Origin of the sequence: Azohydromonas lata NBRC 102462 (assembly GCF_001571085.1) — a bacterium.
GTDB classification, from domain to species: Bacteria; Pseudomonadota; Gammaproteobacteria; order Burkholderiales; family Burkholderiaceae_C; genus Azohydromonas; species Azohydromonas lata.
This window is the reverse complement of record NZ_BCTC01000032.1, coordinates 32874-48919: the sequence shown is the minus strand read 5'-3', so window position 1 is coordinate 48919 and position 16046 is coordinate 32874. Positions and strand designations below refer to the sequence as shown.

Genomic DNA, 16046 nt, shown 5'->3' with positions numbered 1-16046 from the left:
GGAGGGCGTTAGACGGTCTAACACCGTGTTCAGGGGGCCTGCCGCGCCGGTCGCGCAAATGGCTTCGTCATCCCAGGGCGCCGGATCGCAGGCACACCGAAGTTGCCGTGTCCACACATCGGCCCACGGCTCAGACCGAGAGCACGCAGCGCCACGGCTCACGACCTGCCCAAGCGCCTGAACGTCCCCCGAAAATGCCCGCGGCGAGGGCCGCCGCGAACGGCAAGCCCCCTGCGGCGCCCCGCCTCCAGCCTTGCCGCCACCCCTTCACCACTTCCGGCCCCCCGATACGCCCTGATGCCCAACGACACCGCTGACGCCCAAACGCCGCCCACGCCCCACGCCCCGCCCCCGGCCGTGCCGCCCACGCGCCCCCGCCGGCGCTGGTGGCTCGCGCTGCTGCCGGCTTTGCTGGCACTGCTGGCGGCCGGCGGCGCGGCGCTGTGGTGGGCGCTGTCGCCCGCGGGCTTGACGTGGTGGCTGCCGCGCGCGGGCGTCGAGGTCGCCGGCCTGCGCGGCGGGCTGCAGGGCGGCGCCCTGGCCTTCGAATGGCTGCGCTGGAGCGGCCGCAACGGCGCCCGGCTGGACATCGACCAGTTCTCCCTGGGCGACCTGCACTGGACTTTCCGCCCGCCCGGCGGCTGGCTGGGCCTCACCCTCACCGCCCCCAGCGCCCAACGCGTGGCCTGGACCTCGGCCCAAACCGGCAGCCCGCCCCTGCGCGCCCCCGCCTCGCTGCAACTGCCGCTGCGCCTGCGCGTGGACAGCCTGAAGGTCGCCACGCTGCAGCTGGATGCGCAAACCGTGAGCGAGCTCGCGCTCAGCGCCGAGCTCGGCGCGCAGGCCGGGCGCGTGCACCGGCTCAACGCGCTGTCGCTGCGCTGGCAGCAGATGGCGGTGTCGGCCAGCGCACAGCTCGGCGCCCAAGCGCCGCTGGCGCTGCAGGGGCAGGCGCAGGCTGCGTCGCTGGAAGGCGTGTCGCCGCCCTGGCAGGCGGCCCTCACGCTGGACGGCACGCTGGCCCAATTCAGCGCCCGCGCCACGCTGCGCAGCCCGCCCGCCGACTCCAACGCGCCCGCGACGCCGCCCGGCGGCAAGCGCCGCGCCCTGCCCGGCACCCCAGCCGCGTCCGCCAGCCTGGACGCCGAGGCCCGCTTCACGCCCTTTGCCGACTGGCCGCTGCCCTCGCTGCAGGCGCGCACGCAGGGGCTGGACCTCTCCGCCCTCGCGCCCGCGCTGCCCGTGACCGCGCTCACCGGCCACGCCGACTTGCAAGGCGGCAGCGCCGGCACGCCGCTGGAGCTGGACCTGGCGCTGGACAACGCCCGCCCCGGCCGCTGGACGGAACACCGGCTGCCGCTGCGCAGCGCGCAAGTCACGCTGGCGGCGCGCCCCGGGCGGCGCGACCTGCTGGAGCTGCAGGCGCTGGGCCTGGAGCTGGGCGACGCGCGTGGCCGTGCCGGCAGCTTGAGCGGCAGCGGGCGCTGGGAGCAGTCCACGCTCACGCTGGACATCCGCGCGCGCCAATTGCAGCTCTCGCGGCTGGACCCGCGCCTGCCCGCGCTGCGGCTGGACGGACCGCTGGCCGCCGAGATCGCCGGCCTGCCCCTGCCCGGCACGGCGCCCCCCGCGGCGGCACAGCCGCTGCCAGCGCCGCTGCGTATGAACCTGCGCGCGGCGCTGAGCGGCCAGGACGAGAACCGCCTGCCCCTGCCCCTGCAGCTCAGCGCCTCGCTGCAGGCGCAGCGCGAGGGCGCCCCCGGCGCCGGCACGTGGCGCGTGGAGGTGCCCGAGTTCAACGCCCGCGCCGGCACGGCCCAAGCGCAGGGTGAAGGCCGCTTCGAGCGCGACGCCACGGGCGCCTGGCAGGCGCAAAGCCGCGGCCGGCTGCGCGATTTCACTTTTCAGCCCTGGTGGCCGGACGCGCCCGCCGGCACCTCGCTCAGCGGGCAGTGGGACGCGCAGCTCTCGGCGGCTGCCGGCGCCGCGCTGCCGCGGGCGCTGCGCGGGCAGGCCTCGGCGAGCTTCTCGCCCAGCCGGCTGGCCGGCGTGCCGCTGCAGGGCGACCTCTCCTGGCGCGACGTGGGCACGGGGCCACGGGCGCAGGCGCGGCTGCAGTTGGGCGGCAACCGGCTCCAGGCCGAAGCCCGCGCCGCCGGTGCCTCGGCCACGCCCACCTGGAGCGTGGACGTGGACGCGCCCGCGCTGGCCGCCCTCGCGCCGCTGGCGCGGCTGCATCCCGCCCTGCCGGCGCTGTGGCCGCGCGAAGGCAGCCTGCGCGGCCAGGCGCGGTTCCAGGGCGGCAGCGCGCGCGACTGGCGCAGCGAGGGCTCGCTGGAAACCACCGCCCTGGCCGCGGGCCCGTGGAAGCTGGCGCGGGCGCAGGCGCGCTGGTCGCTGCGCGCGCCGCAGGCGGGAGATGCGCCGCTGTCGCTCACGCTGGACGCCGCAGGGCTGCAGCAGGACGGCGCCGCGCGGCTGGACAGCCTGCGCGCGCGCCTGACCGGCCGTTGGGCCGCGCATGAATTGGACCTGCAGGCCTCCACCCCGCTGCGGCTGCCGGCCTGGGCCGACGGCTTGACGGGACCGTCCAACGGCACGGACCTCAGCCTGCGCGGCAGCGGCGCCTGGCAGGCCGGCGCGGTGGACCGCTGGAACCTGCAGCTCCAGGCGCTGCAGGCGCGCACGCGCGGCGGGCGCTCCACGCCCTGGCTGAGCGCGGGGCCGGTGCAGGCGGCAATGCAATTCGATCCGGCGCTGCGCAGCGTGGCCCTGTCGCCGGGCGCGCTGGACGTGTTGGGCGCGGCGCTGCGCTGGTCGCAACTGGAATGGACGGCCCCCGCCACACCGGACGCCGCACCGCGCCTGCGCGTGGCCGCCGAGCTGCCGGCGCTGCGCGCGGCGCCCTGGCTGCAGCGGCTGCAGCCGGACTTCGGCTGGGGCGGCGACCTGGAGATCGGCGGCCAGTTGCGCTTTGACAGCACCGCGGCCACGGCCGGCGACGTGGTGCTGGAGCGCCGCCGCGGCGATCTCAGCCGCACTGACGAGCTGGGCATGGTTGAAAGCTTCGGCATGACGGACCTGCGCCTGGCGCTGCAGGTGCAGGACGGCCGCTGGACCTTCACCCAGGCCATGGCCGCGCGGCACTTCGGCGTGCTGGCCGGGGCGCAGGTCGTGCAAAGCCGCCCGGGGCTGCCCTGGCCCGCGCCGGGCGACGCGCTGCAGGGCGTGCTGGAGCTGCGCGTGGACGACCTGGGCGTGTGGGCGCCCTGGGTGCCGCCGGGCTGGCGCCTGGGTGGCCAGTTGCATGCCGGCGCGGGCTTGAGCGGGCGCTTCGGCGCGCCGGAGATCACCGGGCGGCTGGACGCCTCGCGCCTGGGCCTGCGCAACCTGCTGCAGGGCGTGGAGCTGCGCGACGGTGAGATCGCCATGGCGCTGCGCGGCGAGGACGCCCACATCGAACGTTTTACCTGGCGCGCCGGCGAGGGCCGGCTGGACGTCACCGGCGGCGCCACCTTCGGCGCCACGCCGGGCGCGGCGCTGAAGCTGCAACTGGAGCGTTTCCGCGTGCTGGGCCGGTTCGACCGCAACCTGAGCGTCAGCGGGCAGGCGGCGCTGAACCTGCAAGGCCCCCGCCTGGCCCTGGACGGCCGCCTGGCCGTGGACGAGGGCTTCATCGACATCAGCCGCAGCGAGGCACCGGCGCTGGACGAGGACGTCACGGTGCTCCACCGCCCCCACGCCCCGGCCGGGGCGGCGGCGGTGGCCGCGGAGCCTTCGGCCCTCATGCGCAACACCCGCGTGGAGCTGCGGCTGGACCTGGGCCAGCGCTTGCGGCTGCGCGGCCAGGGCATGGACACGCGGCTGGCGGGCGAGGTGTTGATCACCACGCCGGGCGGGCGGCCACAGGTGGCGGGCACGGTGCGCACGCTGCAGGGACGCTACGCGGCCTACGGGCAGGAGATGGAAATCCGGCGCGGGGAGATCGTCTTCACCGGCGCGCCGGCCAATCCGCGGCTGGACATCCTGGCCATACGGCCCAAGCTGGACGAGGTGCAGGTGGGCGTGCAGATCGTGGGCACGGCGCAGAACCCGAGGGTGCGGCTGTACAGCGAGCCGGAGCTGTCGGAGCTGGACAAGCTGACCTGGCTGGTGATGGGCCGCGCGTCGGACAACCTGGGCCGCACCGACACCGCGCTGCTGCAGCGCGCGGCGCTGGCGCTGCTGGCCGGCCAGGGCGAAGGCGGGGCGGCGGGAGGTCAACTCTTTCACGCGCTGGGGCTGGACGACGTGGCCGTGCGGCAGCGCGAGGCGGGCGACGTGCGGCAGACGGTGGTGTCGCTGGGCCGCCAGATATCGAGCCGCTGGTACGTGGGCTACGAACGCGGCATCGGCACGGCCGCGGGCACCTGGCAGCTCATCTACCGGCTGGCGCAGCGTTTCACGCTGCGCGGCCAGTCCGGCGAGCAGAACTCGCTGGACGTGCTGTGGACCTGGCGCTGGAACTGACAGGCCGGCCGCGGGCGCGGCAAATACCGGCCCCATTACCGCTGCCGCAACCGAGCCCAGGTTTCCACGGCGACTAAACTATTCCATGCCTTATGGCCGATTGACCATAGGGCCAGGGTTTGTCCGGCGTCAAGCCACGCGGCACATATCCGGCCATTGCAATTTCAAACGACACACCGCAAGGCCAGTCGGCTTCCCAAGCGGTAATTAAATTCGTCTTCCAGATAATGGAGCGGCAGCCGGCACAAATAAACTATTTCAGTCGTCTCCCTGGAAGTCTTTTCAGCGACTGCCCCATACTGTGCCCGCCTTATTTGGCCCCAGGGCTCGCCGGATTTCAAACCGCCCCTGGACAAGCCCGCAAGGCATCTCATAAGCATTTCAAACAGGGAGTTTTTTAATGGCACTCAATGCCAATACTGCGCCGCAGTTTCGCAATCCAGGCACGACGGTTTCCTCGCTGGGCGGGACCGTTTCTTATACCGAGGGCGCCGCGGCCGTGGCCCTGGATACCGACGCCGTGGTGTACGACGCCGAACTGGCTGCGCTCAACGGTGGCATCGGCTGCTATGCCGGCGCCAGCATTACCTTGTCGCGCGTGGGTGGCGCGTCGTCCGAAGACGTTTTTTCGGCCTTGGGCAGTTTGAAATTCAGCGCAGGCCGGGCGCTGCTGTCAAATCTGGACGTAGGCGGCCTCACCAACGCCAACGGCACGCTCACGATCACGTTCAACGCCAATGCCACGAAGGCCAACGTCAGCACGGTGCTGGAAAGCATCGGCTACGCGAACACGTCGGATGCTCCACCGTCCAAGGTGGACATAGGCTGGACGTTCAAGGACGGCGCGGATGCCACGGCGTTGAGCGTGAGCGACCACACCTACGTGACCGTGACCAACGTCAACGACAAGCCCACGGGCCAGGTCACGGTCCAGGGCCTGCCCAAGTACGGCTTCACGCTGAGCGCAGCCAGCACGCTGGACGACGCCGACGGCCTGGGCGAGCTTCACTTCCAGTGGCTGCGCAGCGGCACAACCATCGTCGGCGCCACCGGCAGCGAGTACACGCTGGGCCAGACTGACGTGGGCCAGCGCCTGTCCGTGCGCGTCAGCTACGTGGACGGCATGGGCTCGGCCGAAACCGCAGCCAGCGCAGCCACGGCCGTGGTCGCCCGGGCACCCGTCAAGGACTACGTCCTTTGGCGCGAGACCAGCACCGGCAACACCAAGGTGCTGCCCGACGCCACCACCTCCAACAACGTAAGCACTTCCACCATGGCCATGGACGTGCAGGCCGTAGGCATGGGCGACTTCAACGGCGATGGCACACGCGACGTGCTTTGGCGCAATGTCACCACCGGCAAAAACTTCTACTGGAACAATGGCAACGCCCGGGGCGAGGACCTGCCCGAGCAGAGCAACTTGAGCTGGCAGGTCACAGGTGTGGGCGACTTCAACGGCGACGGCCGCAGCGACATCCTCTGGCGCCAGGCCTACAGCGGAGCCAACGCGATCTGGGACAGCGGCAGCTCCAGCCGCACCATCACCGCGATGACGGACCTGAATTGGAAGGTAGCCGGCGTGGGCGACTTCAACGCCGACGGCAGGAGCGACATCCTCTGGCTCAACACCGTGACGGCAGACACCACCGTCTGGTTCAGCGGCGACGCCGCGCAGGCGCAGCAAGGCTACAACACAGGGAATCGCGGCTGGCGCGTGGCCGGCATCGGCGACTTCGACGGCGACGGCCGCGACGACGTCTTCTGGCGCCACACCAGCGGCATCAACTACGTCTGGGCTGGAGCCGACGGCAGCAGGGGCTACAGCGTCGATTGGGAGTTGACAAGCTCCCCTGTGGGCGTCGGCGACTACAACGGTGACGGTCGCGACGACGTGCTGTGGAGCAATGCTGCCGATCGCACCAGCTCGATCTGGGACAACGCCGACCCCTCCCTTGCACATAAGGTCTACCACCCGCCAGGCCAGTACTGGACACTGCCGGCCCAGACCAATGCGGCGGCACAGCCCGCGAGGCCCACCAACGACTTCGACGGCGACGGCCTCAGCGACCTGGTCTGGCGCCACGGCGGCGAGGGCAACATCACCGTCTGGTCAGGTGCCCAAGGGCCGTGGGACGTGCTGCCCACACGGGAGGAGCACCAGAGCTGGAAGATCGTCGGCATCGGCGACTTCGACGGCGACGGCCGCGGCGACTATTTCTGGCGCAACGTCGTGACTGGCGACACCAGCATCTGGTGGCGCGGCAATGTCGAGGACAACCCAGCGCAGGGCGCTTTGACCAACCTGAATTTTCAGGTCGCCGGCATCGGCGACTTCGACGGCGACGGCAAGAGCGACGTGCTCTGGCGCAACTCCATCACCGGCGCCAACACCGTGTGGTACAGCGGCAGCTCGCCCAAGACCATTGATGGTCTCACCGACACGCACAACATCGTCGCCGGCATAGGCGACTTCGACGGCGACGGTCGCAGCGACATTCTGTGGCGCAATACCAGCAATGGCGGCAACACGCTGTGGCTGGGCGGCACAGGCCCCCATGTCGCGCTGGCGGCCGAGCCGAGACAAGGATGGCGCGTGGCCGCTGTCGGCGACTTTGACGGGGATGGCCGCGACGACCTGTTCTGGCGCAACACGGATGGCAGCAACGCCATTTGGAGCGGCGCCAACAAGTCCGAGACCCACGCGGTGGACGCCGTGGCCGACACCAAGTGGCAGGTCATGGGCGTGGGCGACTACAACGGCGACGGTCGCGACGACCTCTTCTGGCGCCACGACGCCACGGGAGCCACCCGCATCTGGTACAGCGCGTCGACAAAGACGACGCAAGACTCCATCAACGTGGAAGACCCGTACTGGCAACCCGTGCCGCAAACCCAGGCCGCGGCGCGCCCCCCCATGCTGCCCAATGCGGATTTCACGCGCGACGGCCACAGCGACATCTTTTGGCGCAACACCGACACGGGAGAGACAAGCATCTGGCCGAACGGCAGCGCAGCGTGGGCCTACCCAACGCAGAGCGACGCCTTCACGCTGAACCAGAACTGGGTGCAGGTCGGCCTGGGCGACTTCAACGCCGACGGCACCAGTGACGTGCTCTGGCGCAACACCGCCACGTTTGAGATCAAGGTCTGGGACAACGGCATTGCCGCGCAGAGCCGGACGCTACCCTTCTCCAGCACCAGCGCCGATACGCGCAACGCGAACTGGCTCATCGCCGGCATCGGCGACTTCAACGCGGACGGCGCCAGCGACCTATTCTGGCACAACGATGCCAACAATGCCAACATCATTTGGTACAGCGGCATCATCCAGAGCCAACATTTGCTGGGCACGCAGCCAAGCGTGGCCTGGCAGGTGGCCGGCGTGGGCGACTTCAACGGCGACGGCAGCAGCGACGTGCTCTGGCGCAACAGCGCCACCGGCAACAACACCGTCTGGGAGAACGGCTACAACGGCCGCGCCACCGCCTGCGATCCCGTGACGGACCTGGGTTGGCGCGTGGCGGCCATGGGCGACTTCACCGGCGACGGCCGAGACGACATTTTCTGGCGCCATGACAACGGCAGCGTCGTCGTCTGGAACGCGCTGACCAACCCGACGCCGGTCAACGCCGCCGCGAGTCCCGGCGCGAACTGGAAGGTCGTCGCCGTGGGCGACTACAACGGCGACGGCCGCGACGACCTCTTCTGGCGCAACGCCGCCACAGGCGAGGACAAGATTTGGGACAGCGCCGACAGCACCCACGCACATGCAGTGGACACCGTGGCGGAGGGCAGCTGGCAGATCCAGGGGCAAACCAACACCTGGCTGTTCTAAGCGCCGCCCCGGCCCGCTCCAAGCCTCCAGGCCGCTGCGGCCTGGAGGCTTTTTCGTGTCCATGCGCGGCCCTCCCGGGCTCCACGCGGCTGTGGCCCGCAAGCGTCGCCGCGCCGCAGAGGCGCCGCCGCCGGCCGTGCGAGAATGCGCCCCGCTGTCCGCTCGCCGTAGTTCAATGGATAGAACGGCCGCCTCCTAAGCGGCAAATACAGGTTCGATTCCTGTCGGCGGGACCAGCCCTTTTCTCTCTACCTCCTCCTTTTTTCGATTCCGCCGACAGGGATCGACCCCGCCTTCCCCTCTGGGCCAGCGCCGGGTTCCGCCGCCGTTTGCAACATCCTCGCAACGCTCGGCAACAAGCGCTTACTTCATCCCCTCCCGCCCGCGACGAATAGCGGGCAAATGGCCACGCTTTTTTCATCCCATCCCGCCACGGCGATTGCCGCGCTTGCCGAAGAGGCGGCTGCAGGCGGCGTGTTGCGGCGCTTCGAGCGGCTGCAGCGGGTAGGCATGCTGGGTTTCATCGCGCTGCTGCTCGTTCTGGCGGTGGCGCTGCTGGCGGCGCTGCAGGGCGCCCACGCGCAGCAGCTCATGCAGGTGGTGCTGGTGGCCACGCCGGCGCTGGCCGGGGCCGGCGCGATGTGGCTGCTGCGGCGCACGCGCGCCCTGGTGCAGGCCGGGCTGCAGGCACAGGCCGCGCTGGCGCAGGCGTCGCTGCGCGATCCGCTCACCGGCGCCTACAACCGCCGCGCGCTGGACTTCAAGCTCGACGCGCTGCTGCGCCAGGCGCGCGAACGCCACCAGCCGCTGGCCGTGCTGGCGCTGGACCTGGACGGCTTCAAGGCCGTCAACGACGGCCACGGCCACGCCGCGGGCGATGCGGCGCTGCGCGAGGTCGTGGCGCGGCTGCACGCCGCGGTGGGCGAGGCGGACCTGGTGGCGCGCACCGGCGGCGACGAGTTCGTCATCGCGCTGCAGCCGGGCACCGACGAGGCCGCCGCGCAGGCCGTGGGCCGGCGGCTGATGCAGGCCCTGGCCGAGCCGGTGGCCCTGCCCGGCGGCTCGGCCGCCCGTCTGGGCGTGTCGGTGGGCGTGGCGCTGTGCCCGCGCGAGGGCGCCGGCGCGCGCGCCCTGCTGGAAGCCGCCGACGCCGCCTGCTGCGCCGCCAAGCGCGGGGGCAAGAACCGCGTGGAGGTCGCCGGGCCGGCCGGCGTGGGCCGCTGCGGCGGGCATCGTCCCTAAGGGCGTGAAATAGCCCGTGGAAAGTCCGCAGCCGCTCGCAAGTTATGGCCTTGCGCCCCTGAACCCCAGGGGGGCGCCACTTATACTGCCCAAGCTAGTTCATCTCGCGGGAAAGCTCATCACATGGGTGCCAAATTGAAAGTTGCTGGCCTTGTGGCCATAGGCGCCGTGGCGGGCGCGCTCACCACGATGCAGCTGCAGGCGGTGGCCCGCAACGCGACCGCGCCGCTGCCGCTGGAAGAGCTGCAGCAGCTCGCCGCCGTGTTCGGCATCGTCAAGAGCGATTACGTGGAACCGGTGGACGAGAAGAAGCTGCTGTCCGATGCCATCTCCGGCATGGTCGCGGGGCTGGACCCGCACAGCCAGTACTTCGACAAGAAGAGTTTCAAGGAATTCCGCGAAGGCACCAGCGGCCGCTTCGTGGGCGTGGGCATAGAGATCGGCATGGAGGACGGGCTGGTCAAGGTGGTCTCGCCCATCGAGGGCTCGCCCGCCTTCCGCGCCGGGCTCAAGGCCGGCGACCTCATCACCAAGATCGACGACACGGCCGTCAAGGGCCTGAGCATGGACCAGGCCGTCAAGCGCATGCGCGGCGAGCCCAGCACCAAGGTGCAGCTCACGGTGTTCCGCAAGTCCGAGAGCCGCACCTTCCCGGTGACCATCACGCGCGAGGAAATCCGCGTGCAAAGCGTGCGGGCCCGCGTGATCGAGCCCGGCTACGCCTGGCTGCGCGTGAGCCAGTTCCAGGACCGCACGGTGGAAGACTTCGTCCGCAAGGTCGAGGACATCTACAAGCAGGAGCCCAACCTCAAGGGTCTGGTGCTGGACCTGCGCAACGACCCGGGCGGCCTGCTCGAAGGCGCGGTGGCCATCTCGGCGGCCTTCCTGCCCACGGACGTGGTGGTGGTCTCCACCAACGGCCAGCTGCCGGACTCCAAGGCGACGTTCAAGGCTTCGTCCGAGTTCTACCAGCGCCGCGGCGGTGCCGACCCGCTCAAGCGGCTGCCGGATGCGCTCAAGAAGGTGCCCATGGTGGTGCTGGTCAACGAAGGCTCGGCTTCGGCCAGCGAGATCGTGGCCGGCGCGCTGCAGGACCACAAGCGCGCCGTGATCATGGGCGCGCAGACCTTCGGCAAGGGCTCGGTGCAGACGGTGCGCCCGCTCACGCAGGACACGGCCCTGAAGCTCACCACCGCGCGCTACTACACGCCCAGCGGCCGCTCCATCCAGGCCAAGGGCATCGTTCCCGACGTGTGGCTGGACGAGACGGCCGAGGGCAACGTCTTCGCCGCGCTGCGCATGCGCGAGGCCGACCTCGACAAGCACCTGGTGCAGGGCGAGGAAAAGCGCGACGCCGCCCGCGAGAAGGCCCGCGAGGAAGCGCGCCAGAAGCTCGAAGAGCAACTGGCCAAGCGCGCCGAGCCGCCCAAGCCGCTGCCGGAGTTCGGCAGCGCCGAGGACTTCCAGCTCGTCCAGGCGCTCAACCGGCTCAAGAACAAGCCCGTGGTCGTGAGCAAGACCATGAGCGAGCGCAAGCCCGAGAACGAAACCAACTGACCGGTTTTCTCTCATCTGCAGTACCGCAGCCCACGACAAAGCCCGCCCCGTGCGGGCTTTGTGCGCTGTGGCGGCGGCTATGCTGACGCGATGAACGACGACCAGCTGCTGCGCTACTCGCGCCACATCCTGCTCAACGAACTCGGCGTGGAAGGCCAGCAAAAGCTGCTGGACAGCCGCGCCCTGGTGATTGGCGCCGGCGGCCTGGGCTCGCCGGTGGCGCTGTACCTGGGCACGGCCGGGCTGGGCACCATCACGCTGGTGGACCACGACACGGTCGACGTGACCAACCTGCAGCGCCAGATCGCCCATGACATGGCGCACGTGGGCCAGCCCAAGGTGCTCTCGGCCGCCGCGGCCATCCACGCCATGAACCCCGAGGCGCGCGTGATCGCGCTGCAGGAGAAGGCCGACGCGGCGCGTCTCGACGAGCTGGTCGCCGACGCCGACGTGGTGCTGGACTGCAGCGACAACTTCCGCACCCGCCACGCCGTCAACGCCGCCTGCGTCAAGCACGGCAAGCCGCTGGTATCGGGCGCGGCCATCGGCTTCGACGGCCAGATCGCCGTGTACGACAGCCGCGACCCCGAGGCGCCGTGCTACGCCTGCGTCTTCCCGCCGGAGTCCGGCGTGGAGGAGGTGCGCTGCGCCACCATGGGCGTGTTCGCGCCGCTGGTGGGCATCGTCGGCAGCGTGCAGGCAGCCGAGGCGCTGAAGCTGCTGGCCGGCGTGGGCAGCTCGCTGGCCGGGCGGCTGCAGATGCTGGATGCGCGCAGCATGGAGTGGACCGAGATCCGCATCGCCCGCGCCGACCACTGCCCCGTGTGCGCCGCCGCGCGCGCCGCCGGCCGCTGAACGACCCCAAACACCCTTTCCTCACGACCTGCCTCTACATGGAAAAGCGTCCCGAACTGACCGCCCGCAACTTCCCCACGGCCGAGGAAGAAGCGCTGTCGCAACTGGAAGCCTCCCGCTACGCCGGCCCCGAGAGCGCTTACCACCTGGCCTTCACCGACACCGCCTTTTTGCTGCGCGAGGAGCTGCGGCCCGTGCGCATGCAGCTGGAGCTGCTCAAGCCCGAGCTGGTGCAGCGCGAGCAGGGCATCGATTCGACCATCGTGATCTTCGGCAGCGCCCGCGTGCTGCCGCCTGAAGAGGCGCTGCTGCGCCTGGAGGCCGCGCGCGAGCTGGGCGAGCCGCAGGCGCTGCGCCGCGCCGAGATGGGCGTGCTCATGAGCCGCTTCTACGACGAGGCCCGGCGCTTCGGCGCGCTGGTGACCACGCAGTCGCGCACGCACGCCACGCCCATCTACGTCGTCACCGGCGGCGGCCCCGGCGTGATGGAGGCCGGCAACCGCGGCGCCTACGAGGTGGACGGCAAGAGCATCGGCCTGAACATCGTGCTGCCGCACGAGCAGGCGCCCAACCCGTACATCACGCCGGAGCTGTGCTTCCAGTTCCACTACTTCGCGCTGCGCAAGATGCACTTCCTCATGCGCAGCATCGCGCTGGTGTGCTTCCCCGGCGGCTTCGGCACGCTGGACGAGCTGTTCGAGGTGCTCACGCTGATCCAGACCGGCAAGTGCCGCGCGCGCCCCGTGCTGCTGTTCGGCCGCGAGTTCTGGACCAAGCTGATCAACTTCGACTGGCTGGTGGAGACGGGGATGATCAGCGCCAACGACGTCAACCTCTTCCACTTCGTCGAGACGGCCGAGGAGGCCTGGGAGCGGCTCACCGAGATCTACGGCTTCGACGCGCCGGTGACGCAGACGGGCGAATTCGCCGACGACATCTGAGCCCGCGCCCCCGGCACGGCGGCTGCCCCATTCGCGGCGGCAGCCGCTACCGAGCCCCACCGCTGCAGCAGCACAGAAGCAGAGGAGCCGCACATGATCCGCAACGTCAGCCTCATAGGCGCGCCCACCGACGTGGGCGCCAGCGCCCGCGGCGCCTCCATGGGCCCGGAGGCACTGCGCGTGGCGCGCATTGGGCCGCTCTTGGGCGAGATGGGCCTGCAGGTGGAAGACCGCGGCAACCTCACCGGCCCGGCCAACCCCTGGCTGCCGCCGGTGGAGGGCTACCGCCACTTCGACGAGGTGCTGGCCTGGAACCGCGCGGTGCACGAGGCCGTGTACGCCGAGCTCTGCGGCGGGCGCTTTCCCATCCTGCTCGGCGGCGACCACTGCCTTGGGCTGGGCTCGGTCAGCGCCGTGGCGCGGCACTGCCGCGAGGCGGGCAAGAAGCTGCGCGTGCTGTGGCTGGACGCGCATGCCGACTTCAACACCGACCAGATCACGCCCAGCGGCAACATCCACGGCATGCCGGTGGCGTGCCTGTGCGGCTTTGGCCCGCAGCCGCTGGTGGAAATCGGCGGCCACGTGCCCTCGGTGAGCCCCAAGTGGGTCAAGCAGATCGGCATACGCAGCGTGGACGCGGGCGAGAAGCAGTTGCTGCACGACGCGGGGCTGGAGGTGTTCGACATGCGCTACATCGACGAGATGGGCATGCGCCACACCATGGAGCTGGCGCTGGCCACGCTGGACGCCAACACGCACCTGCACGTGAGCTTCGACGTGGACTTTCTCGACCCGTCCTTCGCGCCCGGCGTGGGCACCACGGTCATGGGCGGGCCGACCTACCGCGAGGCGCAGCTCTGCATGGAGATGATTGCCGACACGGGGCGCATGGCCTCGCTGGACATCATGGAGCTCAACCCCGCGCTGGACGTGCGCAACCGCACGGCCGAGGTTGCGGTGGACATGGTGCAGAGCCTGTTCGGCAAGAGCACGCTGGTGCGTCGCGCCCCACGCTGAGGCCTTGACGGCGCGGGCCACCCCGCGCCCTTGCCCGTTTCCGCCCGCCGCGGGCCTATCCCTGCCGCTGCGCGTCCTGCACCTTGGGCATGGCCGAGGCCGAGGCCACGGGGGCGCCGGTGCGCAGCCGCGTGTTGGCCAGGGCGCCGGCGGACTCCAGGATGGGGTAGGCGATGGAGCAGATGTGCGAGTTGATGCGCTTCAAGTCGCTGATCAGGTCCAGGTGCAGGCTGCTCGTCTCCACGCTGTAGGGCGTGTTGGTCTGCAGCCGGACGATGTGGCTGGCCGCGTACTCGTGCTCCAGGGCGCGGAAGCGCGCCTTTTCTTCCAGCAGCTTTTGCGCGTCGTGCACGTTGCCGTCCAGGAACACGCTCATGCCCAAACGCAGGTTCTGCAGCAGCCGCTGGTGCAGGTGCACGATCTCGGCCATGCCGGCGTCGGAGAAGCGGCGCTTCTTGCGGATCTTCTTGTCCTCGATGTCCTGGAGCACGCGCTCGATGATGTCGCCTATCTGCTCCATGTTGATGGTGAAGGAGACGATGTCGGTCCAGCGCCGGCCCTCGCGCTCCGAGAGCGCCTCCTGCGATATCTGCGTCAGGTAGAACTTGATGGCCGAGTACAGGGCGTCCACCGTGTCGTCCATCTTGCGCAGTTGCTGCGACAGTTCCAGGTCGTCGTGGCGCAGCACGGGTTCTATGCCGCGCAGCATGGTTTCCACGACGTCGGCCTGGTGCAGCGCCTCGCGCGCGGCGCAGGAGATGGCCAGCGAGGGCGTTTCCAGCGCCATCGGGTCCAGGTGCTGCGGGCGGGCCGGGGCCAGCGGCGCGGGGGGTTCCACCAGCCAGCGCTCCAGCCAGGAGGCCAGCAGCGTGGTGGCGCCCACCAGCAGCACCGCCAGCGCCATGTTGAAGCCCAGATGGAAGAGCACCACCTCGCGCGCCACCGTGGGCGCGGCGTCCTGCAGCAAATCGTGGAACAGCGGCAACAGCGGCATGGCCACCAGGCAGCCCGCGCTCTTGCACAGCAGATTGCCCACGGGCAGCCGCCGCGTGGCCACCGAGCCGCGCAGCGTGGTGAGCACGCCCAGCACGCCGCTGCCCAGGTTGGCGCCCAACACCAGGCCCAGCGCCACGGTGGGTGTCAGCAAGCCCTGCTCGGCCAGCGTGGCGGTGAGCAGGACGATGGCCAGGCTGGAATACGACATCACCGCCAGCAGCGCGCCCACGATCAGTTGCGGCACCACCTCCTTCGGCAGCGAGGTCAGCAGCGTGCGCACCACGGGCGAGGCCACCAGCGGGTGCGTGCTTTGCATGATGAGGTGCAGCGCCAGCGTGATCAGCCCAAGGCCGATGAGCACGCGGCCGAACTTGCCCACGGCGCTCTTCTCGCGCGAGATGAACATCACCACGCCGACGAAGATCAGCAGCGGCGACAGCCAGGACAGGTCGAAGGAGAAGACCACCGCCATGAGGCTGGAGCCCATGTCGGCGCCCAGCATGACGGCCAGTGCCGCGGAGGTCGGGACGAGCTGCCGGCCCACGAAGGAGGCCATGAGCATGCAGGTGGCGGTGCTGGACTGCAGCAGCATGGTCACGCCCAGCCCGGCGGCCAGCGCCGAAGGGCGCGAGCCCATGCTGCGCGCCAGCACGTGGCGCAGGTCCTCGCCGAACATCCGCAGCACGCCCGTGCGGACGATGAAGGTGCCCCACACCAGCAAGGCAATGGCGGCCAGCAGGTTCAACAGCTCTGTCATGAAGGCTTCTTCCGGGACCACCGTCCGCCGCCGCCCTCCATCCCCATGCGGCGCGCTTCCGGGATACAGACCCGAGCGAGAAGCATGCCTGACTCCCCCGTATGGGGCCATGCGGGTTTGCGGTTGACGGCGCGCAAAAGCAACGCTTTTTCGGTGTGCATCGCAGCCCCCCCGGCGGCGACGGCCGTCGCGCGGGTGCGGCGCGTCCGCGCCGGGGTGCACAACGAGCCGCGGCCCGCACACGGCCCCTGCCCTTGCCGCCGGCCGCACCGGTTTGAAGCGCCGCGATCCAATCTTCTTTTCATGGCGCCATTGTGGACACCGGCCTTAATCCATG

8 protein-coding genes and 1 tRNA gene are annotated in these 16046 nt (G+C 70.5%); 8 read left to right on the top strand and 1 reads right to left on the bottom strand.

Annotated features, from left to right (window positions below; all coding sequences use genetic code 11):
* The first annotated feature begins 297 nt into the window (after positions 1–297).
* The 8 genes from ALA01S_RS13325 to rocF all read left to right on the top strand — a co-directional run bounded on the left by ALA01S_RS13325 (position 298) and on the right by rocF (position 13956).
* Complete coding sequence (locus ALA01S_RS13325) at positions 298–4509, top strand: translocation/assembly module TamB domain-containing protein (RefSeq protein ID WP_066337158.1); 4212 nt, start codon at positions 298–300, stop codon at positions 4507–4509.
* Between the two features lie 400 nt (positions 4510–4909).
* The gene (locus ALA01S_RS13320) at positions 4910–8344 is read left to right on the top strand and encodes an FG-GAP repeat domain-containing protein (RefSeq protein ID WP_066337152.1); all 3435 of its coding nucleotides are present in this window, start codon (positions 4910–4912) and stop codon (positions 8342–8344) included.
* 161 nt (positions 8345–8505) lie between these two features.
* Positions 8506–8580: transfer RNA gene (locus ALA01S_RS13315), tRNA-Arg, on the top strand.
* A 166-nt stretch (positions 8581–8746) separates the two neighbouring features.
* Positions 8747–9586 (top strand): GGDEF domain-containing protein, encoded by an 840-nt coding sequence (locus ALA01S_RS13310; protein WP_066337150.1) that lies wholly within the window; start codon positions 8747–8749, stop codon positions 9584–9586.
* Positions 9587–9709: 123 nt separating this feature from the next.
* Positions 9710–11143 (top strand): S41 family peptidase, encoded by a 1434-nt coding sequence (locus ALA01S_RS13305; protein ID WP_066337147.1) that lies wholly within the window; start codon positions 9710–9712, stop codon positions 11141–11143.
* Between the two features lie 90 nt (positions 11144–11233).
* Positions 11234–11998, top strand: coding sequence for a HesA/MoeB/ThiF family protein (locus ALA01S_RS13300; protein ID WP_066337144.1), 765 nt, complete (start codon positions 11234–11236; stop codon positions 11996–11998).
* A 38-nt stretch (positions 11999–12036) separates the two neighbouring features.
* Complete coding sequence (locus ALA01S_RS13295; protein WP_066337207.1) at positions 12037–12939, top strand: LOG family protein; 903 nt, start codon at positions 12037–12039, stop codon at positions 12937–12939.
* Positions 12940–13032: 93 nt separating this feature from the next.
* The gene (rocF, locus tag ALA01S_RS13290; protein WP_066337140.1) at positions 13033–13956 is read left to right on the top strand and encodes an arginase; all 924 of its coding nucleotides are present in this window, start codon (positions 13033–13035) and stop codon (positions 13954–13956) included.
* A 55-nt stretch (positions 13957–14011) separates the two neighbouring features.
* On the opposite strand, the gene ALA01S_RS13285 is transcribed toward rocF, so the two are convergent.
* Entirely contained in the window at positions 14012–15709 is a 1698-nt protein-coding gene (locus ALA01S_RS13285; RefSeq protein ID WP_066337205.1) for a Na/Pi cotransporter family protein, read from the bottom strand.
* Positions 15710–16046: the final 337 nt, after the last annotated feature.